General features: G+C 52.0%; 17 protein-coding genes and 1 other RNA gene. 4 read left to right on the forward strand and 14 right to left on the reverse strand.

Annotated features, from left to right (window positions below; all coding sequences use genetic code 11):
• Positions 1 to 233: 233 nt before the first annotated feature.
• Entirely contained in the window at positions 234 to 5,195 is a 4,962-nt protein-coding gene (locus tag AC9UEO_RS11580; RefSeq protein WP_509533529.1) for a beta strand repeat-containing protein, read from the forward strand.
• A 13-nt stretch (positions 5,196 to 5,208) separates the two neighbouring features.
• Here the strand turns inward: AC9UEO_RS11580 and bioB are convergent, their stop codons facing one another.
• The gene (gene bioB, locus AC9UEO_RS11585; protein WP_509533531.1) at positions 5,209 to 6,213 is read right to left on the reverse strand and encodes a biotin synthase BioB; all 1,005 of its coding nucleotides are present in this window, start codon (positions 6,211 to 6,213) and stop codon (positions 5,209 to 5,211) included.
• 72 nt (positions 6,214 to 6,285) lie between these two features.
• On the opposite strand from bioB, the gene bioA reads away from it, so the two are divergent.
• The 3 genes from bioA to bioD are packed head-to-tail and all read left to right on the forward strand — an operon-like array spanning position 6,286 to position 9,493.
• Positions 6,286 to 7,623 carry an adenosylmethionine--8-amino-7-oxononanoate transaminase gene (gene bioA / locus AC9UEO_RS11590; RefSeq protein ID WP_509533593.1) on the forward strand — a complete coding sequence of 446 codons (1,338 nt, stop codon included), beginning with the start codon at positions 6,286 to 6,288 and terminating at the stop codon, positions 7,621 to 7,623.
• Positions 7,620 to 8,813: an 8-amino-7-oxononanoate synthase gene (bioF, locus tag AC9UEO_RS11595; protein WP_509533534.1), complete on the forward strand. Its 1,194-nt coding sequence runs from the start codon at positions 7,620 to 7,622 to the stop codon at positions 8,811 to 8,813. The genes bioA and bioF overlap by 4 nt, the downstream gene beginning before the upstream one ends.
• On the forward strand, positions 8,810 to 9,493 hold the full coding sequence (gene bioD / locus AC9UEO_RS11600; RefSeq protein WP_509533537.1) for a dethiobiotin synthase: 684 nt from the start codon (positions 8,810 to 8,812) through the stop codon (positions 9,491 to 9,493). The genes bioF and bioD overlap by 4 nt, the downstream gene beginning before the upstream one ends.
• A 15-nt stretch (positions 9,494 to 9,508) precedes the next feature.
• On the opposite strand, the gene AC9UEO_RS11605 is transcribed toward bioD, so the two are convergent.
• The 13 genes from AC9UEO_RS11605 to ffs form a co-directional block, all read right to left on the reverse strand.
• On the reverse strand, positions 9,509 to 9,862 hold the full coding sequence (locus tag AC9UEO_RS11605) for a hypothetical protein (protein WP_509533540.1): 354 nt from the start codon (positions 9,860 to 9,862) through the stop codon (positions 9,509 to 9,511).
• A 39-nt stretch (positions 9,863 to 9,901) separates the two neighbouring features.
• The gene (locus AC9UEO_RS11610) at positions 9,902 to 10,648 is read right to left on the reverse strand and encodes a sulfurtransferase (RefSeq protein ID WP_509533542.1); all 747 of its coding nucleotides are present in this window, start codon (positions 10,646 to 10,648) and stop codon (positions 9,902 to 9,904) included.
• Positions 10,645 to 11,526, reverse strand: coding sequence for a 2-oxo-tetronate isomerase (gene otnI / locus AC9UEO_RS11615; protein WP_509533545.1), 882 nt, complete (start codon positions 11,524 to 11,526; stop codon positions 10,645 to 10,647). The genes AC9UEO_RS11610 and otnI overlap by 4 nt, the downstream gene beginning before the upstream one ends.
• A 14-nt stretch (positions 11,527 to 11,540) precedes the next feature.
• Positions 11,541 to 12,227, reverse strand: a complete 687-nt coding sequence (locus tag AC9UEO_RS11620) for a class II aldolase/adducin family protein (protein ID WP_509533547.1) — start codon at positions 12,225 to 12,227, stop codon at positions 11,541 to 11,543.
• Between the two features lie 8 nt (positions 12,228 to 12,235).
• The gene (gene otnK / locus AC9UEO_RS11625) at positions 12,236 to 13,540 is read right to left on the reverse strand and encodes a 3-oxo-tetronate kinase (protein WP_509533550.1); all 1,305 of its coding nucleotides are present in this window, start codon (positions 13,538 to 13,540) and stop codon (positions 12,236 to 12,238) included.
• Between the two features lie 3 nt (positions 13,541 to 13,543).
• Positions 13,544 to 15,535 carry a D-apionate lactonase family protein gene (locus tag AC9UEO_RS11630; protein WP_509533553.1) on the reverse strand — a complete coding sequence of 664 codons (1,992 nt, stop codon included), beginning with the start codon at positions 15,533 to 15,535 and terminating at the stop codon, positions 13,544 to 13,546.
• A 17-nt stretch (positions 15,536 to 15,552) separates the two neighbouring features.
• Positions 15,553 to 16,665: an ABC transporter ATP-binding protein gene (locus tag AC9UEO_RS11635; protein ID WP_509533556.1), complete on the reverse strand. Its 1,113-nt coding sequence runs from the start codon at positions 16,663 to 16,665 to the stop codon at positions 15,553 to 15,555.
• 6 nt (positions 16,666 to 16,671) lie between these two features.
• A complete protein-coding gene (locus AC9UEO_RS11640; RefSeq protein ID WP_509533559.1) occupies positions 16,672 to 17,505 on the reverse strand; it encodes a carbohydrate ABC transporter permease in 834 nt (277 codons plus the stop codon).
• Positions 17,502 to 18,398, reverse strand: a complete 897-nt coding sequence (locus tag AC9UEO_RS11645) for a carbohydrate ABC transporter permease (protein WP_509533562.1) — start codon at positions 18,396 to 18,398, stop codon at positions 17,502 to 17,504. Before AC9UEO_RS11645 ends, AC9UEO_RS11640 begins: the two co-directional genes overlap by 4 nt.
• 103 nt (positions 18,399 to 18,501) lie before the next feature.
• Complete coding sequence (locus AC9UEO_RS11650) at positions 18,502 to 19,956, reverse strand: ABC transporter substrate-binding protein (RefSeq protein ID WP_509533565.1); 1,455 nt, start codon at positions 19,954 to 19,956, stop codon at positions 18,502 to 18,504.
• Positions 19,957 to 20,073: 117 nt separating this feature from the next.
• Positions 20,074 to 21,054, reverse strand: coding sequence for an NAD(P)-dependent oxidoreductase (locus tag AC9UEO_RS11655; RefSeq protein ID WP_509533568.1), 981 nt, complete (start codon positions 21,052 to 21,054; stop codon positions 20,074 to 20,076).
• Between the two features lie 2 nt (positions 21,055 to 21,056).
• Positions 21,057 to 21,827, reverse strand: coding sequence for an HpcH/HpaI aldolase family protein (locus tag AC9UEO_RS11660; protein WP_509533571.1), 771 nt, complete (start codon positions 21,825 to 21,827; stop codon positions 21,057 to 21,059).
• Positions 21,828 to 21,914: 87 nt separating this feature from the next.
• An RNA gene (gene ffs / locus AC9UEO_RS11665) (signal recognition particle sRNA small type) lies at positions 21,915 to 22,011 on the reverse strand.
• Positions 22,012 to 22,040 lie beyond the last annotated feature (29 nt).

The raw sequence follows: 22,040 nt of genomic DNA on the forward strand, positions 1-22,040 counted from the left end.
CCTCGAGTATTGGCGGCTTCATTGGGTGGAACTCAGGCACTGTGACTGATATCACCGCAAGCGTAGCGGTAGTGGGCGGCGGAAGCTCTTCAAACATAGGTGGATTGATCGGGTGGAACGGGGGTAATGTCACCCGAGGGACTAGCGCTGGTACTCTTGTTGGCACCGTGACTGCTGGCAGTGGTTCCTCGAATGTAGGTGGTGTGATTGGAGGCAACGCCTTGGGGGCAAGTGTGACTGATGTCACATCAAGTGTGGCAGTAGTGGGTTTGGGTAGCTCCTCCTATATAGGTGGCTTGGTTGGTCAGAACTGGGGTACTGTGAGTAACGGTACTGTCACGAGTACTGCAAGCGTTACGGGTGGTGTTGGTTCAACGGGTATAGGCGGGTTGATTGGGTTGAATGCCGGAGGTAGTGTTGATAACAGTAGGGCTGCTGGGGTTGTTACTGCTGACACCGGCGCTTCAAATATTGGCGGATTGATAGGCATTAATTGGAGTAGTCAGGCTGGCAGAACCCCCACTGTGACCAACAGCACGTCCAGCGGAACTGTAACTTCAGGAGATAGCTCCTCGAATGTAGGTGGTGTGATTGGAGCTAACTCAGGCACTGTGACTGATATCACTACAAGTGCGGCTGTTGTAGGTGGCGACAGCTCTTCCTACATAGGCGGCTTGATTGGATACAACAGTGGCGTTGTCACTTCAGTTAGTTCCAGCGGCAGTGTAAATGCGGGTAATTTATCAACCAGCGTTGGCGGCTTGATTGGAAGTAATTCGGGTACGGTTGATAGCAGTTTTGCCACTGGGTCTGTGACTGTTGGCAGTGGTTCCTTGCAAACAGGCGGCTTGATTGGTTATAACGATTCCGTCGTAAGCAACAGCACGTCCAGTGGGGCTGTGACTGCTGGGGCTGGAGCTCAGTACGTAGGTGGATTAGTTGGTGTTAACTCAGGCACTGTGACAGATGTCACATCCAGTGTTGCGGTGATCGGCGGAGACAGTTCGCAATACATCGGTGGTCTGATTGGTGGTAATGCGGGTAGCGTAACTGCCGTGAGCAGTGCTACTGGATCAGTGACTGCTGGATCTGGCTCTTGGAGTGTAGGGGGATTGATTGGAGATAACTGGGGCAATGTTTCAGATGTCACCTCAAGTGTGGTTCTTATGGGCGGGAACAGTTCTCAAGACTTTGGTGGCTTGATTGGTGCTAATTCTGGTAGTGTGACCAGAGGTACTTCCACTGGAAGTGTGACTGTGGGGATCAACTCTTCAGAGATTGGTGGCTTGGTTGGGTATAACGACTCTTCTCTAGTGACTAGCAGCACAGCCAGCGGAACTGTAACTGCGGGTGAAAGCTCCTCGAGTATTGGCGGCTTAATTGGAAGTAATTCAGGTAGCGTGACTAGCAGCACTGTTTCTGGGGCGGTGGTAGTAGGGAATTACTCTTCAAATATCGGCGGCTTAATTGGAAGTAATTCAGCTACCGTTTCTACCTCCACAGCTTTCGGTAGTGTGGATGTTGGTAATAACTCTACTGCTACAGGTGGATTGATAGGGTGGAACGGTGGAGTCGTCACTGCCAGTACAGCAAGTGGAAGCGTAAATGCCGGTAATACCGCTAACAGTGTGGGTGGTTTGATCGGTTCAAACGGCTCGGGTACGGTAGATAGCAGCACCTCTACTGGCATAGTGACTTCAGGAAATACATCTTGGAATATCGGTGGCTTAATAGGATGGAATTATGCTGATGTAACTGACAGCAGTGCAACGGGGTCTGTAACTGCTGGGGATAGCTCCTCGAGTATTGGCGGCTTCATTGGGTGGAACTCAGGCACTGTGACTGATATCACTACAAGTGCGGCTGTTGTAGGCGGGGACAGTTCTTCGTACATAGGTGGCTTGATTGGTGGCAATTCGGGTAGTGTGACCAAAGGTAATACCAGTGGAAATGTGACTGTGGGAATTAACTCAACGCGTATTGGGGGCTTGTTTGGCGGTAATGATGGTAGCGTGACCGGCAGTACAGCAAGTGGATCTGTAATCTCTGGAAATAGTTCTACTTATGTGGGCGGCTTGATAGGTGGCAATTCAGGACCTGTATCCAACAGCAGTTTTTCAGGGACTGTGAATGTCGGTAGCAAATCTAGTCATACCGGTGGCTTGATTGGCGGTAATGATGGTAGCGTGACCAGCAGCAGCTCTACAGGAACAGTGACTGCAGGAAGCGGCTCATTTGAAATTGGTGGATTGATTGGTGGTAACTCTGGCACTGTGACAGATGTCACATCGAGTGTGGCTGTGCTGGGTGTGGGTAGTACTCAATACCTCGGTGGCTTGATTGGTGGCAATTCTGGAACCGTGACCTATAGCAGTGCCACAGGGACTGTGACTGCGGGTAATGGTTCATTGGCTGTAGGTGGCTTGATTGGCGTCAACGGTGGCAGTGTCAGTGATGTCTGGTCCAGTGCGACAGTCATAAGTGGTGACAGTTCTCAATATATCGGTGGCTTGATTGGTGGCAATGTAGGCATCTTGACCAGCAGCAGCTCTACAGGAACTGTCACTGCGGGAAGCGGCTCATCTGAAATTGGTGGTTTGATTGGTGCTAGTTCAGGAACCATCAGTAACAGCTTTGCTTCAGGCAATGTAGTTGCTACAGAGTCAACTAACGTTGGCGGTTTAGTTGGCGCCAGCTATGCAGGCTCCATTTTGAATAGCGGTTCTTCAGGCGCGGTTGAAGTTTCGGGTAACTCCCTCTCCAGCGCAATGTTGCTTGGCGGTATCGGTGGTTTTGCAGGCTTAATTTCGGCCACCTCCATCACTGACAGTTATTCAACCGGTGATGTCACCGCAACCAAAGCACTGGTGGTTGGAGGTTTTGTTGGAATTACCACGGACCAATCACAGATAAGCAACAGTTTTACAACAAGCAACGTTGTTTCAAGTTATTCCCTTTCTAAAGATATATCTTTTCTAAACGAAGTCGCCATTGATTCCATTGGATTGGTGGGGGGCTTTGTTGGCGTCAACTATGACTCTTCCATCACCAACAGCTACGCAAAGGGTCAAGTCAATTCTTCCAAAGGAAATGTGGCGGGTGGCTTTGTCGGCCTAAACGCTGGAACTATCAGCACCAGTTATGCCACTGGAGGTGTGGTTGCAGGAGGCTTAAGTACAGTTGGAAGTGTTGGTGGTTTTGTTGGTATCAATGGGGGACAAATTGATCAGAGTTTTACAACCAGCTCAGTCAACACGAATACCCTTTCTGGGGCTGTCGGTGGTTTTGTGGGGTTGAATGTTTCTTCATCTGGCATTATTAGCAATAGCTATGCAACAGGCGATGTAACAGCTGCAGATGCAGCAAATTATGTGGGTGGATTTGTAGGCTCAAATTATTTGGGTGCTTCGGTTTCTAAAAGCTACGCTAGCAACCTTGTCGCATCTTCTGGGACAGGCAGTGTGAGCGGCTTCAGCGGCTTCAATTCAAGTAGTCTAGCCAATAACTTTTGGAATACCGATATTTCAGGCATCAACAGCAGCGCCTATTCTGGTGAGACGGGCATCACAAGTTCGCAAATGCGAACGATGAAGACCTTCACTGATGCTGGGTGGGATGCCACTATTTGGGGTATTTACGCCTCTGAAAACAATCGATTTCCTATTCACAAAGCTAAAGCATTTTTTATCCAGCCTGATTGGGATTTATCCCTTGGCAACACCAGTATTTATGGTTCTACCCCAAGTGTGAGTTTTGTTTATTCTGTGGCTGATTCGCTTGGCAACTCCATCGCCAAGTCTCAAGTATCTGGAAGCCCCAGTTGGACAATGACTAAAAATAAATCACTCACAAGTTTGACTTCATTGACCAGCAAGATGGACGTTGGAAATTATGAAATTGTGTATGGAGCTGGTTTGAGTTCTTTGGATGGATTCCATCCATATGCTGTATCTGATACAGCAACCGCATGGACTGTCACCCAAGCTCCTTTGTTGGTCACAGCATCTCAAGTCAGTAAGACATACGACAGCACCTTAGCAGCTGGAAGTCCAGTCAATATTGGCAGTCTGGTTGCCGGTGACTCTGTCAACAGTTTTGGGAGTCAAGTGTATTTGGATAAGAACGTGGGTACTTCAAAAACCGTGACAGCCAGCGGAACTACTATTAAAGATACGCTTGGGGTTGATATGACGGGGAATTACAGCATCAGCTATGTGGATAACAATTCCAGCACCATCAACCAAGCGGCTTTGGCGATTGCAGCGGTGACGAATGTCAAGACCTACGATGCCCAGGTGAACTCGACAGGCACTCCAGTGGCGACGGGGCTCAAGGGTCAGGACAGTGTCATTGCTGCTACACAAGTGTTTGACAGCAAGAGCGCGGGCACACGCACACTTAGCGTGAGCGAGTACACGATCAACGATGGCAATGACGGCAAGAACTATATGGTGACCACGTCGACGGCGACTGGCTCGATCAATGCAGCTGATCTTCAAATTATGGGCGTTGGAGCTGTAAGCAGGGTTTACGACGCATCTACTTATGCCGCAATCGCTGGTAAAGCTTATGTTGACCCATTGGCAAATGATGCTGTTGTGGTCTCAGGAACGGGGAAGGGGACGTTCGATAACAAAAATGTCGGTACAAGCAAGTCCGTGACGATTTCTGGCTTCACCTTAACTGGCGCAGATGCAGATAATTACAAGGTCCAACAACCTTCCTCAGCTAAGGCGGATATTACAAAGGCAGAGTTGCAAGTATCGGGGGTGAGTGTGTATAACAAAACCCATGACGCGACAAGCGCAGCAACACTTTCAGGGACTGCTGCTGTAAAACCTCTCCCCACTGACAGCGTAATTCTGATTAACAATGCGGTTGCCCAATTTGCTGACAGCAATGAGGGCATCAATAAGTCAGTGACAGTCTATGGATTTTCTATTGCTGGTGCTGATGCATACAACTACAGCTTAGTACAACCTCAAAAAATCATCGCCAGTATTATTCTTCCAGCTGAAAGGTTTGTGGTAAAGCCATTTGTTCCGTCCTCATCTTTCAACTTGAACTCTGCGCCAAGTCCTGTGGCCAAGATTGATCTGCCCAAATCAGGAAATTCGTCTGTGTCAAATATCTCTGTCACTGAAGGTTCTGGCGGGGAAGACAATTCATCTGGTTCGGAAAGTAAGAAAAGGTAAAAATATCAAGCGTTTAGGTGGTGGTGATACCCAGCTTCATCAGTAAAGCTTGATCCTTTTGCCAATCTGGGTTGCCCGTGGTGAGTAATTTATCGCCATAAAAAATGGAATTGGCACCAGCCATAAAACACAGTGCTTGTATGGCTTCGCCCATTTGCTGGCGACCTGCCGATAAACGCACACGCGCTTTAGGCATGGTGATACGCGCAACTGCAATAGTGCGAACGAACTCAAGCAAGTCAAGAGACTCGGTGCCGTGTAATGGCGTTCCTTCAACTTGGACCAAGTTGTTGATGGGTACTGACTCAGGATAGGGCGTCAAGTTGGCGAGTTGGTGTACCAGACCAGCGCGTTGTGCTCGGCTTTCACCCATGCCAACGATGCCGCCACTGCACACATTCATGCCAGCCGAACGAACATGGGCCAGCGTATCAAGACGCTCTTGGTAGTCCCGCGTGGTGATGATGTCACCGTACAACTCTGGCGCGGTGTCAAGGTTGTGGTTGTAGTAGTCCAAACCGGCTTCTTTCAACATACCAGCTTGTGCTTCAGTCAACATGCCCAGTGTGCAGCAGGCTTGCATCTGCAGCGACTTGACAGTGCGAACCAGTTCGGCGACTTTTTCGACATCACGGTCTTTGGGTTCGCGCCAGGCAGCCCCCATACAAAAACGGCTTGCGCCATTCTTTTTTGCTTCTAGCGCAGCGGCTTTGACCTCTTCGACATCCAGCAATTTGGAAGCCTCAACACCTGTGTTGTAGTGAACAGACTGCGGGCAGTAGCCACAGTCTTCTGGGCAGCCACCAGTTTTGATCGATAAAAGCGTGGAGAGTTGGACCTCGTTCGGATTGAAATGTTCGCGGTGAACTTGCTGGGCCTGAAAAATCAAGTCGCTAAAGGGTAAATTGAACAATGTTTCAATGGATTGACGACTCCACGCTTGGTCAGGATTTTCTGAGGGCTTGGCGGATTTAAGGAAGCGAACAGGTTGTACTTGCTGAGTCACTGCAGTAGGCATAATTGAGAAAAAATTGATTGAATGATGTGAATATAGCAACAAATAAATTTACGTATCCACAAGAGGTTTAATCTGAGTAAGCATTCTTCGCAATTGGTGCAACGCAGTTTGCACAGTGTCTGGCATCCATGTACGCAAATGCAGCACCACGAGACTGTGCCATTGGTGGCTGTTCAACGTGGTAGCGGTGCTTGGCTTTATGACCATGACGGTAACCGTTATCTGGACGCCATCAGTTCTTGGTGGGTCAACCTGTTTGGCCACGCCAACCCACGCATCAACGATGCATTGAAGCATCAACTCGACACCTTGGAGCATGCCATGCTCGCTGGTTTTACCCATGAGCCTGTGGTGGTGTTGTCGGAGAAGTTATCGGCTTTAACTGACGGTGTATTAGGACATTGTTTTTATGCATCAGACGGCGCTTCTGCGGTAGAGATTGCCCTCAAGATGAGTTTCCACAGTTGGCGCAACCAAGGCCTTGGCACCAAACAGGAGTTTGTGTGTTTGAGAGGGGGTTATCACGGAGAAACTGTGGGAGCGCTGGGGGTGACTGATGTGCCTATCTTTCGTGATGCCTATGACGCATTACTCAAGCCAGCACATACCATCATGTCGCCGGATGCCAGGCAGGCCATGGAGGGTGAGTCTGCAGACCAAGTGGCATTGCGTGCGGCAAGTGAACTTGAAACTTTGCTCCAAGCGCGCTCAGCGCATATCAGTGCCGTCATTATTGAACCCTTGGTGCAATGCGCGGGTGGCATGGCCATGCACAGTCCTGTGTACGTTCAGGAGGTTCGGCGCTTATGCACTGCCTTCAATGTGCATTTGATCGCTGATGAAATTGCTGTGGGCTGTGGTCGAACAGGCCATTTCTTTGCTTGCCAGCATGCGGCGGTGTGGCCCGATTTTTTATGTTTATCCAAAGGTATCAGCGGCGGTTATTTGCCCTTGTCGTTGGTGATGACGCGTGACGATATCTATGAATCTTTTTACAGCGACAGCATGGCGCGTGGCTTCTTGCATTCGCACTCGTACACGGGAAATCCGCTGGCTTGCAGCGCTGCTTTGGCCACGCTGGAGATTTTCGAAAAAGACGATGTGCTTGCTCAAAACCGAGTGCTTGCAAAACAGCTGAGCGATGAACTTTCTCCGTTAGCCACCCATTCCAAGGTGAATCACTTTCGCCAGCAAGGCATGCTATGGGCGTTCGATGCCAAGGTAGAAGACGCGCAGCTTGCGGCCACTTTTTCCAGGCGTTTCTTTGCCAGTGCTTTGAAACATGAATTGCTGTTGCGACCCATAGGTACAACTGTTTATGTGATGCCGCCTTATATATTGAGCAATTCAGACACTTGTTTTTTGGCTGAGCGTTTGCAAACTGTTTTTGATGAAGTCATCCGCGCATGATGTTTTCTAAACTCGATGCATTGGCGTCACAACTGTCGGCATTGGATACGCAGGGCTTGCGTCGGGTAAGGCTCAGTGTGGAGTCTTCCTCGCAAGGGTATATGGTGGTCGATGGCAGACGTCTACTGACCTTCAATAGCAACGATTATTTGGGCTTGGCGTCACATCCATTGGTGGTGGAAGCCATCAAGGAGGGCGCATCTTTGTATGGCGCTGGTAGCGGTGCATCGCATTTGATCAGCGGTCATTCACAAGCACATGATCGGCTGGAAGAATGGCTGGCCACATTTTTATCGCCTCATCTGCCATCCGCACGGGCACTGTATTTCAGCAGCGGTTACATGGCTAACTTGGGTGTATTGACGGCATTGGCTGGCACTGCCTCAGGCGACATTGGTTTTTTCTCGGATCAGTTGAATCACGCTTCCTTGATTGACGGCATACGCCTGACCCGTGAACCTTTTCAGATTTATGCCCACGCAGATATGGCTGATCTATCGTTAAAACTGTCTTCTTGTCAAAGTGGCACCAAGGTGGTGGTAACCGATGCGGTATTTAGCATGGATGGCGACATTGCGCCAATGCCAGATTTGCTGCGCTTGTGCGAGCAAAATGGCGCTTGGTTATTGGTTGATGATGCGCATGGTTTTGGTGTTTTAGGCGACAGCGGCGCTGGCGTGTTGCAGCATTTCAACCTTAGCTCTCCTCAATTGATCTATATGGGTACCCTTGGTAAAGCGGCTGGCGTGTCAGGCGCGTTTGTTGCCGCTCATGAACATTTCATTGAATGGCTGGTGCAGCGCTCACGCACCTACATTTACACCACTGCCTCAGTACCCGCGCTGGCTCATGCGCTATTGACCAGTCTGCGCATCATTGGCAGTGAAGAGGGTAAAAGACGGCGATCACATTTGAAGTCATTGATTCAACAACTGTCTAGTGCGCCCGTTCCTGTTTCTTGGAAGCGCCTAGATTCAATCACGCCGATTCAACCCATGGTGCTCGGCAGCAATGAGCAGGTATTGAAGGCATCTGCTGAATTGAAAAAACAGGGCATTTGGATCAGTGCGATTCGCGCACCGACTGTCCCAGCCAACACGGCTCGATTGCGAATTACCTTGTCGGCTGCGCACACAGCGCAAGACGTTGATCAATTGGTACAGGCTATTTCGAGTACTGTTCATACATGAAGAATTCATTACCTGTTTATCCCTTTTCCTGCTTTGTCACCGGTACTGACACGGAGATCGGTAAGACCTTGGTGGCGTCTGCGTTGGTGTACCTTCAGGCGCAACGCGGTCACCGTGTGGCCGCCATGAAGCCGGTGGCTGCTGGTACTGAGTGGCGCAATGGACGCTGGTGCAATGAAGATGTAGATAAGCTTGCACAATGCGTTTCTGTCTCACTGCCGCAGCAGATGACGACGCCGTATTTGTTCAAAGCAGCTGCAGCCCCGCATATCGCTGCACGCTTGGAAAATACAGTCATAGATCCCTCGCACATACTGAGTTGTTATGAACAGGCTATGGCGCAGGCAGATGCCTTGGTGGTCGAAGGTGTCGGTGGTTTTTGTGTGCCGTTAAACGACAGCTATGACACGGCAGACATGGCCAAAGACTTGAACTTGCCTGTAGTGATGGTGGTTGGCATGCGTCTGGGTTGCATCAATCAGGCCTTGCTGACCTCAGAAGCCATTGCCTCAAGAGGTTTAAAGCTCATGGGCTGGGTAGCTAACAGCGTGGACAAGCATATGTTGTATTCGCAGGAAAATATCCAAGCCATTGCGCAAAGAATAAATGCGCCGCTACTGGGGATAATTCCCCGACTTGAAGTGGTCAATGCATCTGCAGCCGCAGCTTGTTTTTATTAAATCCCTACAAATTAATCAATGGGCTAACTTCAATCCGTTGATTTTCATCAACAGGTAAATATGTTGAAGTTCGGCCTTTTCACAGTCGGGTGCCCCCACCCATCGCGCTATGGCAGAAGCGGGAATGTGAATGTGCTTGCCATCTATTTCAACTTCTACGCGGAAATAGCAAGGGTCGAATTCTTGAAATGCAATGACAGTCCCCCAACGACCAATATGCCAAGGCTTTCGGATGACCACAACTTGATCGCCAGGGCGCGCAAGAAGATCCAAGTTGTCCTCAAAGGCTTGCTGTATTTCCACACTGGATGTTTTGGTGCTAGCTTTTGCAAAATTGTTAGCAAATTCAATAAATTGTTCAGCATTCATACCTCAATGATCGGCTTGAGAGGGTATTTTCTTGAGCGCCTATTTAAGCAAAGGCGTTAAATCAGGGTTCACACCTCGGCGCTCATCAAAAACAAAGCAGTTGCCGCTGTAGTGGGCGCTACCTACCTCTTCAAAGTATTTAAGAATGCCTCCCTCAAGTTGGTAAACCGTGTCCAAACCCTGCTCACGCAAGTAAATGGCCGCTTTTTCGCAGCGTATGCCTCCGGTGCAAAAGCTCACCACGGTTTTACCCTTTAAGGCGTCCAAGTGCTGGCCAGCAGCAGCAGGAAATTCGCTGAACTTATCGATGCGCCAGTCCAACGCACCCACAAAACTGCCTTCGTCAACCTCAAAAGCATTGCGGGTGTCTAGCGTCACCACGCTGCGGCCTTGGTCATCATGGCCGTCGTCAAGCCAGCGTTTCAATGTGGCGGCGTACACCGCTGGCGCACGGCCGGTTTGCGGCTGAATGGCAGGGTGGTTCATACGGATGATTTCGTTTTTTACTTTCACCAACAATTTTCGAAACGGCTGGCTGGCCGACCAACTTTCTTTTGGGGTGATGGCAGCCATTCGCGGGTCTTGGTGCAGCCATCTCACAAAGTCGGCCACGGCCTGTGGTGGTCCTGCCAAAAACAGGTTAATACCTTCCTCGGCAATCAAAACAGTGCCTTTGAGGGACAGTGCCATGGCTTGTGCATGGCAAGCCTCACGCAAGGCCGCTGTGTCCTTGAGTTCGGTGAACAGGTATGCCGAGATATTTAAGACAGGTAGCGCAGGGTTCACCGCTTCCTCATCCAACCCAAGCCTGCCGATGTGCCAGAGGCGCCCAGCGCTGGTCGGTATTCGCAGCCTACCCAACCCTGCCAATTGTGGGCAGCAATGACTTCCTCCATGACCTTGAACACTGTGTCGTAATGCAGTTCACCGGTGTCGGGCTCATGGCGCTGGGGTACACCCGCAATTTGAAAATGCCCCACATGACCACTGGGCAAGTAGTGGCGGATTTTTTTCTCCACATCGCCTTCAACGATTTGGCAGTGGTAAAGGTCAAATTGCACCTTCAGGTTGGGGCTACCCACCTCGCGCACGATGGCATGGGCGTCGTCTTGGCGGTTCAAAAAGAAATGCGGAATGTCTCGGGTATTAATGGGTTCAATCAACACATCACGCCCTGCGCTGGCGGCTTGCTCGCAAGCCCAACGCAAGTTGCTGATGTAGGTGTCACGCAAGGGGCCAGGGGTTCGGGCATAAGGGCCGCTGGTGGTTAACTCTGCGGGCAGGGGGCTGGTCACCCGCATATCGGGGGGGACCAAGCCAGCCATCACATGGATACGAGGGCATTTCATCACCTCGGCATATTCCAACGCTGTTAAAAATCCGCTGCGAAACTCTGCCTCGTGACCTGGCAAGCAGGTGGTCCCACGTACCCCTTGTTCCCAAGCGTGTGACATGCTGGCGCGGTCAGTGCCGCCAGGCGGGGCGTTGAACAACACTTGTTGCAAGCCGTTGTCAGCCAAAGCTTTGGCCAGATCGTGAGAGCTAAATTCGTAGGGAAATAAATACTCTACGCCTTTGAAAGCATCTTGGGCTGCTGCGGCAAAGCGTTCAATAAAAGGGATATCGTTATACAAAAAGGACAGGTTGGCAGCAAAGTGCAGCATGGGGACTCCGAGGGTTACCAGTGGGCGCCAAAGGTTTGGCGTAATTCGTCTATCTGCGCGGCCGTCAAATCGGGGGCAGGGCATAGCAGGTGCAATCGGGCGGTTTCTTCCAATTCTTCCAGGGTTGCCATGGCTTGCGCTGGTGAGTCGTGCCACACATTGGGACCCAGCCGCGAAAGCATGACAGCGTGTAGGGGCAGGGTTTGCTCGGCGTATCGGGTGATGGTGCGAGCCACCACTTTGGCAACTTCGGGGTCACCCGGACGGTGGTAATCAATCAAAGGCACATGACCGACTTTCATCACAAAGTAGGGCGTGATGGGGGGGAGTAACTCTGACCCTAGGGCGGTGGGCAAGGGCGTATTGCGCAGGCTGAGTGCCACCAAGTGCGTGCTGTGGGTGTGAATGACACAGCGGGTATGGGGCGAGATACCCATGGCCGCGCCGTAAATGGCTTGGTGTAGCGACAGGGTTTTGCTTGCCCGTTGACCGCTGAGCTGTACGCCTTGGGCATTGACAAAAGCCAATTCATCAGGGGCTAGAAACCCCAAGCAAGCGTCTGTAGGTGTGATGAGAAATCCATTGTCCAAACGCACGCTGATGTTGCCTGCACTGGCATGCACATAGCCCCGCGAAAACAGGCTAGCGCCAATGCGGCAAATTTCTTCGCGAACCGAGGCGTTATCCGTAGAGAAGTTCATGGCTTCAATTAGAGCACTGGCCCGTGCAAGCTTTGAAAGGCTTTGGTGAAAAAGTCAGGTGTACCAAAGTTGCCAGACTTTAAAGTCAGGTGCAGTCCCGAGGCTGCGGCCGAGGGGCTGTGGGCATGGCACCAAGGCACCCCTGGGTCAATTTGTACACCGATGTGCATTTGGTTGACTTGCAAAGCCTGCACACACGCGCCCGAGGTTTCGCCCCCCGCCACCACCAACTGCCCCACGCCCAAGCGCACCAAACCTTGTGCGATGTGCGCTAACACCTGTTCCATGCGTTCGCCAGCGGCGGCTTGACCAAGTTGGGCTTGCACCGCTTTGACTTGCGCCGCGTCAGCAGTGGAGTAAACCAAGACCGGCCCCAGCGACAGATGTTTTTCAGCCCACTGCAGCACCGGCGCGGCAAGCTCGGCAACAAAAGCGTTGGCAGTCCACTTCAACGGGTCGAGTTGCCACACTTGTGTGGGATGGTGTTGTACGAAATGCGCCACCTGTCCTTGGGTCGCCAAAGAGCAGCTGCCGCTGACAATGGCTTTCAAGCCCATCGCGGGGGGCAGCTGAGCGCTGGCGGCTGAGGGTGCGATGCCCCAGTTGGCGGGCAAAGCGATGGCGACACCCGAGCCTGCAGTTAGCAAGCGCATGTCTTTAAGCGCGGGGCCAAGTTTGTATAAATCATCATTTGACAAGGCATCCACCACGGCAATGGACACGCCTTGGGCTTGTAAATCAGCGACACGTGCGCTGACGGCAGTGGCGCCAAGCGCTACGGTTTTAAAGTCGATCAATCCCACTTTGCGCTTGCATTGGGCTTGCAGCACATTCACCAAATTGGCGTCTTTCATGGGGGTGAGCGGGTGGTTTTTCATGCCGCTTTCGCTAAGCAGCACGTCGCCCACAAACAAATGACCTTTGAACACCGTTCGTTGGTTGTCGGGGAAAGCAGGGGTAGCAATGGTGAAGGGGCAACTCAGTGCATCCATCAGTGCCTCGGTGACGGGCCCTATATTGCCGCGTACATCGCCGCTGTACCAACTGTCAAAAGTGGAGCAGTATTTGAAATACACCTGCTGTACTTGTTGTTCTTGCAGCCAAGTCAGTGCTTGAAGAGACTGCTTCACCGCATCCGTTGGCGCAATGGTGCGAGATTTGAGCGCCACCACCACCGCATTGCAATCGGCAGGAAGTGGGCTGCTGGGCACACCAATGGTTTGCACCACCCGCATACCTGCTCGTACCAAGTTGTTGGCTAAATCGGTGGCGCCAGTGAAGTCGTCGGCAATACAACCCAGCAGCAAGCTCATGGCTTAGCCATGCGGTTGGTACAAACAGGCCACTGCGTAGGCACCCAAGTTGAGGCTGGCGTTCTTGGGTAGCCATTGGCTGGCAAGACGGAAAGCATGTGCATCGGTGGTGGCCTGAGTGAAATGAAACTCGTCAAGCATACCGAAAGACGTGTGGGCGTTTAAGCCTTTGACATGAACCTCAGTGGCTTGTGCGCTCATATTGGCGATCAACAGGGTTTTGCCTTTGCTGTGCGACCAACCCAAGCTGCTGATGCGACTGGTGTCGCTGCAGTTGAGCTTGAGCAGCGGGTGGCCGCTGGCGCAGTGCAATGACACCATGGTGTGAAAAACTGGGAAAACGGCCTGCTGTGCAAGCCTACTGGGCAAGTCATCAAACCAAGGCTGTTTGTAGTCGGCTTGGTGCGTGTAAATCATGCCCAAAGGCCCTGTGGGTGAGGCCATGCTGATACGAGAGACGCCAGCTTGTACCAAGGTGCTGACGTATCCCAAGGTCCAAGCAGCAGAAAACAGGCTGCGTTGCCTTGGGTCCATCTTGGACAAGCACACACGGGCATTGTGGGGGTTGGGTGAGAAGGTTGCACCGTGCGGGTTGTCACGAGCGCCTATGCCGCTGGGGCCCACGTGGTGCGGTTTGCCACCCGAAAAGTGTTTGGCAGTTTCGATTTGCCAAGGCAAAGCTTCCAAAGTCTCCATCACAGAGCGGTCATCGGCCGCGTGAACGATGGGGCTGGTCGAGTTGGTGATGAAGTCCAAACCCTGCACAGGCGGACGCTTACGGTTGAGTTCGGTAAAGAACGAGAACATGCCGCCGCCCAATTGAGCATGAGGGAAAGCCGTGCGTGCGGCCAGGTAAAGATCGCCAAGAGCTGGCGCTGGTGGGTAGGTTCCCCCTGGCAGCACCGACTTCAAATGCCCCACAGGGCAGACGGCCAACATAGGCACATGCAAGCCTGCAGCTTTGGCCATTTGGGCCACGCCTTGCAACTCGCTGGCAAAGTCGGTGAGGCTTTGTACCACCACTTCCAACATCACCTCGGCGTTGAGCTGTGAGGCCAATTTCTGGTATTTGCCAAGCAATTCGGGGCCGTGGTGTTGACGAGGGTCAAAGTGGCACACCAAAAAATTGGGCGACAGCAAACGCATCAAGTCTGGTTTAGTCAAGGCAGCATCAACTTCCTCGGCAGGCATACCTATGCCAATGGGTGGCGCCAAGGTTTGACTGGTTTGACCAACGCTCAATTCAATCGGGCGACTTGCAGACGACGTTTTCGCTTTTGGGAGTTGGCCAGAAATGGCCAACTTGACCGATTGCTCAACCACCACACCTGCGGGCAACACATAGGGCCAAGGTCGTGCTAAGGGACGTACATAGGTTTTGAAGGAGGCATCGGTCCAGTTGCGGTGGTCTTCCATTTCAAAAGCGTCGCCTAGCATTTCACAGCGTGCCCATACGCCAGGGAAAACTTGATGTGACAAAGCGCGTACATAGCGGAAGGGGCAGTCGGGGTTGACGTGTTCAGGAAACTTGCTTTGGGTGATGACGCCATCCACATGCTCAACCTTGAGCGACTGCCCGACCACGCCATTGAGGGGGTGTAGCACCACAAAGCCTGTGCGGGCTGTCAAGAAATCGGTGCGCGGGAGTGCTTTGCCATGAAATGCCAGCGAGCCATCGGCGTGGCCTTCAATACGGGCTTCGTAGTCGATGGACTGGTCTGCACGGCTGCAAGTGGCGGCATAGCGGATAACAAAATGCTGCTGGTCTTGCTCGATGGACAGCTCGCGCAGAGTAGCCGTGTAGGTACCCCAGTTTTCGTCACGCACCAAGAAGGACACGGCGCGTAAAACTTCTACGCCATGAAAGCGGATATAGCGTAAATTGCCGTTGTCAAATTCGACGGACAAAGCACCGACCTGAAGGTATTTACCCAAAGAATCAGCTTCGAGGGTGCCGGTGGTTTTGATCAAAGAAGAAGGCTCAGACAAGGCCATGCTGTACTCCTAAAAAATCAGTGTTGACGACCATTGGCAATGACTTGCTCGGTGGCCGGGTCTATCAAAATGACACGGTTCATGTCCATGTCCAGCGCTATGCGTTCACCGTTTCGTTGCACATCGTGGGCTTGCAACTCAGCAACGGTGGTTGTGTCGCCAAGCTTGAACTCGACGAAGGTACGTGAACCCGTGGGTTGCACCAATTCAATATCCACATGAATAGATGCCATGCCTTGGCGTTCGGTACCCTTGCGTTGAATGTGCTCAGGACGAACGCCCAAAAGAACTCTACTGCCAACATGGTTTTGCAAATGGTCAAAGCGTGCTGCGGGCAATGGCAGGCTCACGCCAGAGGGCAGGTTCAGGCACAGACCCGATGCGTCACTGTGCAGTTGTGCAGGAATGAAATTCATGGAAGGCGAGCCCAAAAACCCAGCCACGTATTTGGTGGCTGGATGCTCGAACAATTCCAAAGGTGCACCTTGTTGCTCTATGCGGCCTTCGCGCATGAGCACAATGCGATCTGCCAAGGTCATGGCTTCGATTTGGTCATGGGTGACATAAATCATGGTCTTGCCTAAGTCTTGGTGCAAGCGTTTGATTTCACCGCGCATCTCATCACGCAACTGGGCGTCCAAATTCGACAAGGGTTCATCGAAAAGGTAGAGCCTTGCATTGCGAACCACTGCTCTGCCAATTGCAACACGTTGCAACTGCCCACCCGACAACTGGCGTGGATAGCGCTCTAGCAGGTGGCTGATGGCCAGCATTTCGGCTGCTTTTTGTACCTTGGGCGCAATCTCGTTGGCAGGTGTTTTTCTGGCGCGAAGACCAAACGCAATGTTCTCAAACACCGTCATATAGGGGTAGAGCGCATAGTTTTGAAACACCATGGCGATGTCTCGGTCCTTGGGCGCCATGTCGTTCACCCTTTGACCCGCTATGGAAATGCTGCCGGAGTCGGCGTATTCCAGTCCGGCAATGGTGCGCAGCAAAGTGCTTTTGCCGCAACCGGATTGACCCACCAATACAGTGAACTCTCCTGCAGGGATAGACAGGTCTATGCCTTTGACCACATGGTTGTCACCGTAGTACTTGTGAAGCATCTCAATCTGTAAATCTGCCATGTGCTTTTATCCTTTGACCGCGCCCAGAGAAATGCCGCGTACCAAGTAGCGCTGCATGAACACCACGGCAATGAAAACAGGCAATGTTCCCAGCACCGACATGGCAGCTATCTTGGTCCAAAAATTCGATTGACCACCTAAGTAATGCGTCACTTGCACGGTGTAGGTGACAACCTCGGTTCTTGTCAGCACCAGCGCAAACAAAAACTCGTTCCATGCAAAGATAAAAGTGAAGATAGCCGTCGCAAACAAGCCGCCTTTGCACATGGGAATGACGACTTTCCAAAACACTTCCCAGTGGGTACAACCGTCCACCAAGGCGGCCTCTTCGAGCGAGCGGGGAATATCTTGTATGTAGCCGCGCATCATCCAAATGACGTAGGGCAAATTGAAGGCGGTGTAGAGCAAGATCATGCCAATGTAGGTGTCCACCCAGCCCAAGAACACATACAGCAAGAAAATGGGAAACACTACCGCGATGGGTGGCACCATGCGCTGCGAGATGATCCAGTTGGACAAATGGTCACCACCGGTTTTAAAGCGAGCAAGGCTGTAAGCGCACAGCGTGCCCAGCGACATGGCCAGCACCGTGGAAATGGTGGACACCACCAAGCTGTTCCAAACAGACACTGCGTCCCCATCTTTGAACAGCACGAGATAGTTGTTGAGTTGAAGGCTTGCTGGCCACCACACGGGGGGTGACGAGTAAATTTCATCGGCGGTTTTAAAGGAGTTCATCGCCAGCCAATAGACAGGAAATAAAAACACCAACGTGACAGCGATCGCCGCCACAAGGCGCAAGTGCTGACGCAGTCGGTAGGACAAAGGACTTTTGTTCACCGAGACAACCCCACACGTTTCAAGGCCCACATCAAAACCGCACTCAACAACACCACAATCATCAAAGCTACAGCAGCGGTGTAACTGGTTTCAAACTGCTTGAAGCCTTGGCTGTAGGTAAAAATTGAAATGGTTTCAGTGATGGTGCCTGGGCCTCCTTGGGTCAGTGTCCACACCACATCAAACAATCGAAACAAATCCAGCATACGAATCAGCAGGGCAATTGCCATGACAGGCCAAATAGACGGCAACACAATGCGATAGAAGATGCGCCAATAGCCTGCACCGTCGATGGATGCAGCCTCCAGTTGCGACTTGTCCACATTGGCCAAGGCAGCCAACAGCAACAAAAACATGAAAGGCGTCCACTGCCAGACCTCTGCCACCAAGATCGCTGGGTAGACCAACTCGGGCTTGATGGTCCACAAAAGTGGCATCTCATGGCCAACCATCCAGCCTAAGACTTGGTTGATAGGGCCATAACGGTTATCAAACATCAGCGACCAAATCGTACCCGCCACAATCGGCGAAATGACCACCGGCAAGACCAGCAAACCGATCATGATTTGCCGACCGGGCAATTTTTCTAAAAACAACTGTGCCATCAGCAAACCCAGCACCAACTCCAGCGGCAGTGCAATGGCCAAAAAAACCACGGTGTGCCAAAGCGCTTGCCATAAGCGTGTGTCTTCCAAAATGGCTTGGTAGTTCATGAAGCCGACAAAGTCGCTGCTGTTGTCCATCATGGTGATGCCCTGAAAGCTCACCAAGATCAAATAAACCAATGGAAAAACGGCCACCAACAGCAAGACCAGCATGGCAGGCGCTACAAGCAGACGGGCAAATTGTTTTTGCGCCTCATGGGCCTGAGAAGAGGAAGATGCAGTTCGCAAAAGAATACAACCGGATCAATGAAGGAGATAAAGAAGAAACAGGCAGCGCCGTCAAAACGGCGCTGCACTGAAGACAGAAACAGCCTCTTAGGGCTTTTAAGCCTTATTTTTTCGGATAAGCACCACCCTTGGCGGCCCAAGCGCTGTAAACAGCCTTTTGCTTATCAACGCCAACTTTCTTGGTGGTTTCGTCCCATGACTTGGCGACATCGTCCAAGATGGCCTTGGGATCGTCACCGGCCCACAAGCGACTGATACCTTGGCGCAGCGCTTCTTCGTATTTGTCGGTTTGAATCAAAGACAAATCGAGCAGACCTGTTTTGGAACCTGCTTGCAAGGCGGCCAAATAGTCTTTGGCGTCAGGCCACTTGGCAAGGTATTCCTTGCTGGTGAAGTGAGAGTCGCGGAACGGATCGCGCAGGGCGTAGGGCAGTTGCACCCTTTGCATGGAGACTTCTTCACTGTTGAGCCATTGGATGAACAAGTAGGCCAGTTCTTTGTTTTTGCTGGTGGAGGCCACAGACAAAGCAAAGCCAGCAGCTAACTCAGGGTGACCGCCTGGGGGCAAGGCATAGCCAACTTTGCCAGCCACCTTGGATTCGGGAACCCACTTCATAGCTTCATCTTTGATGTAGCCAGCAGCGAAGCGACCATAGGGCGGCCATGAAATGGTCATGGCGCTTTCGCCCTTAACAAAGGTGGCCAAGTTTTCCACGAAGCCAAATTTCTCTACGCCTGGGGGCATGAATTTGTTTTCGCTGCGCCACTCGGTGAATACCTTCACGCCTTCAGGGCCGTTGATGGTGGCTTTCATGTTGGCGTCAAAGAACTTGCCACCTTCATTGCGAAAGCGCTCTTGGAACATGAAGTTGCCGTAGCCGGGTTCGCGGAACTGGGAAGCGCCGTAAGTGCCTTTGGCTTTGAGTTTTTCAGTCAGGAATTGGCCAATTTCGGAGAATTGTTTCCAAGTGGTGGGTGGTGCCAAGTCGTAGCTGTACTTGGCCTTGAAGTCTTTGCTCAAAGCTGCATCCGCAAAGATGTCTTTGCGGTAGTACATGATGAAGACATCGCCGTCATCGGGAAAGCCGTAAATCTTGCCGTTGACCTTCATCTGGTTGTCACGGTAGGTGGACGCGATTTTTTGCAATTCGTCGCGGTAGGTGTATTTGTCCACCATGGCGTCCAAAGGCTCTAGCGCACCGGCTTGCACAAGGTCGGGCATCCAGGAAGGAATGACGTTCAATGCGTCATAAGCGCCTGTTCCTGCACGGAACTCCTGCATGATTTTGGTGAACATCTCAGCGGTGGGTACTTCAACCACATTGATCTTGCAACTTGTCAGTTTTTCCCACATGGGACCCGAGAAGTTTTTAGGATCGAGCGACTGAAGTCCTGCTTCCCAAACGATGGTGATAGTCTTGCCATTGCACATTTTTTTAGCGGCGTCTACAGCCTTTTGTGCAGCACTTTGTGCGTTTGCCATGCCAGACGACAGCAGAAGTACTGAGGCAAGTGCCGTAGCGCAACTGAGTTTCAAGCGATCAAATTTAAATTTCACTGTTGTCTCCTTTGTGTTGTTGTGATGCAAGGTTGCCAAAAGATCTTAGGCTTGAAAAAACCAGCCTGTCAACCTCGTTTGTCGGTATAAAAAAAGCTTTCGTTTTCAGTGGCGGTTTCAAGGTTTGACCACAGACAAGGGACGATCTCCCTTGGCAAAGGCTGCCAGACAACCCAGACCTTCTCGGGCGATATGGTCAAAGCATTCGTCAGTCCAGCATAAGGAATGCGGGGTGAGCAGCACGTTGTCCATGCGCAGCAGGGGGTTGTCAGCAGCCACTGGTTCTTGCTCGAACACATCCAAAGCAGCGCCTGCAATGCTGTTCGATTGCAAAACCTTGATGAGTGCAGCTTCATCGATCACAGGTCCACGTGCCATGTTGATCAAATAGGCATTTTTTGGCATTAAGGCAAGTCTTTCTGCGTTGAGGAAATGCTTGGTCTGCTCGTTCAAAATCATGAACACGCCCACAAAATCGCTTTGCGCTAGCAAGGTTTCTGTGCTGACTTTTTCTCCCCCTAAGGCGGCGATGGTGGCTGCGTCCACATTCGGGTCGCTGGCCAACATGCGCCAACCGAAAGGCTTGGCCATGCGCAAAAATTCTTGGCCAATGCCTCCCACGCCCAACACGCCAATAGTGCGTGTCGTCAAGCCCAGCCCCATGTGGCTGGTTCTTTCGTTCCAGCGGTTTTGGCGGGTGAGTTGGTCTTTGATGACCAAGCGTCCAGCCAATGCGAATATGAAGGTAAGAGCCGCCACTGCCACCGGCCTGCGTACCGCCACTGGTGTGTTGGTGGTGATGACGCCTTTGGCCGCCAGCGCTTTGACGTCCACGTTGTCATAGCCCACGCCGTGTCGCGCCACGATGCGTACACGGCAGTCAGCCCGTGCCACAGAAGCAGCTGTCACACGAGGGCTGTTGACATAAAGCCCGTCGTAGCTGGCCATGATGTCAGGCGTGATTTCGCTGACGTTCTCAGGCAAAAATGCATATTCAATGTCAGGCGAATCGATCAATATCGCCATGGGGCCATGACCGAAACTGGGGTCACCATCGCTCTTGAGCAAGTCACGTGTGAGTCCAACTTTGAAGACCATGCTCAACCCCGCTTTTCAACATGTTGGATGAGAGAGGCAAAGCCTTGCTGCAGCATGCCGGTGTCGGTGCCAGTGGCAATGAGGGTGTAGCCCATGGCTTTGACGCGGTCGGCCCAAGCGGCATCGGTGGCCATGAAACCCGCAATTTTGTTGTGCTTTTTGGCGACATCCGCTACATGCTGCATGGCTGCCACAAACGCGGGGTTGTCAAACTGGGCAGGCATGCCCATGAAGTTGGATAAATCGAAATGACCTACCCACAACACATCGATACCGTCGACTGCCGCGATGGCTTCGACATTGTCCAAGCCCCGCTCGGTTTCAATTTGCGCCATCACCACGGTGCGGGCATGGTAGTCAGAGATTTTTTGACCAATGTCGCCTCCTTTGTAGTCGCACTGGGCAAAACCAAAGGCGGCGCCGCGTCGCCCCAGTGGCGGGTAACGGCAGGCTTGCACAATCGATTTGGCGTGTTCGGCGGACTCGACCATGGGAATCATCACCCCATGCGCACCCAGATCGAGAGCACGTGCTAGCCAGGTGTATTCGCCCACTGGAACACGAACCATGGGAGCGATGGGCAGGCCTCTGCAGGAGGCAAACAGCCATTTGAGCGACTCCATGCCAAGGCCAGTGTGCTCCATGTCATAAATGACGAATTTGGCCCCAGCGTTGTGCAAAATGCTAGACAAACCGGGAGAGAAAAATTCAAACACCATCGCACCTGCAACCACGTCTTTGGCCATGATGCTGCGTTTCAGTTCTGCTGACATGCACTTTTCCCTGTATGAAAACAGTCAGAATAGCCTTGAAAGTGCTGGGTGTATTTAGGGATTAGTACTAGGCGCGCTAATGTTAATGGTGACGAGCCTTGACCCCAGCACTGGCTCCACAGTTAGGGCTGCTTGGTTCCCCACCTGACCCGGTTGGCCGCTTCCCCATGTGGGAAGGCCCGTCGAGACAAATTGTACGCCCCGTAGAATCAA

Origin of the sequence: Limnohabitans sp. (assembly GCF_040401495.1) — a bacterium.
In the GTDB taxonomy this organism is placed as follows: domain Bacteria; phylum Pseudomonadota; class Gammaproteobacteria; order Burkholderiales; family Burkholderiaceae_C; genus Limnohabitans.

Coding starts and splice junctions, on each gene's coding strand:
- AC9UEO_RS11605 (WP_509533540.1), bottom strand. CDS start 9,862: ATGAATGCTGAACAATTTATTGAATTTGCTAACAATTTTGCAAAAGCT.
- AC9UEO_RS11630 (WP_509533553.1), bottom strand. CDS start 15,535: ATGGCCTTGTCTGAGCCTTCTTCTTTGATCAAAACCACCGGCACCCTC.
- AC9UEO_RS11660 (WP_509533571.1), bottom strand. CDS start 21,827: ATGTCAGCAGAACTGAAACGCAGCATCATGGCCAAAGACGTGGTTGCA.
- bioF (WP_509533534.1), top strand. CDS start 7,620: ATGATGTTTTCTAAACTCGATGCATTGGCGTCACAACTGTCGGCATTG.
- otnK (WP_509533550.1), bottom strand. CDS start 13,540: ATGAGCTTGCTGCTGGGTTGTATTGCCGACGACTTCACTGGCGCCACC.
- AC9UEO_RS11635 (WP_509533556.1), bottom strand. CDS start 16,665: ATGGCAGATTTACAGATTGAGATGCTTCACAAGTACTACGGTGACAAC.
- bioD (WP_509533537.1), top strand. CDS start 8,810: ATGAAGAATTCATTACCTGTTTATCCCTTTTCCTGCTTTGTCACCGGT.
- AC9UEO_RS11655 (WP_509533568.1), bottom strand. CDS start 21,054: ATGGTCTTCAAAGTTGGACTCACACGTGACTTGCTCAAGAGCGATGGT.
- bioB (WP_509533531.1), bottom strand. CDS start 6,213: ATGCCTACTGCAGTGACTCAGCAAGTACAACCTGTTCGCTTCCTTAAA.
- otnI (WP_509533545.1), bottom strand. CDS start 11,526: ATGCTGCACTTTGCTGCCAACCTGTCCTTTTTGTATAACGATATCCCT.
- AC9UEO_RS11620 (WP_509533547.1), bottom strand. CDS start 12,227: ATGAACTTCTCTACGGATAACGCCTCGGTTCGCGAAGAAATTTGCCGC.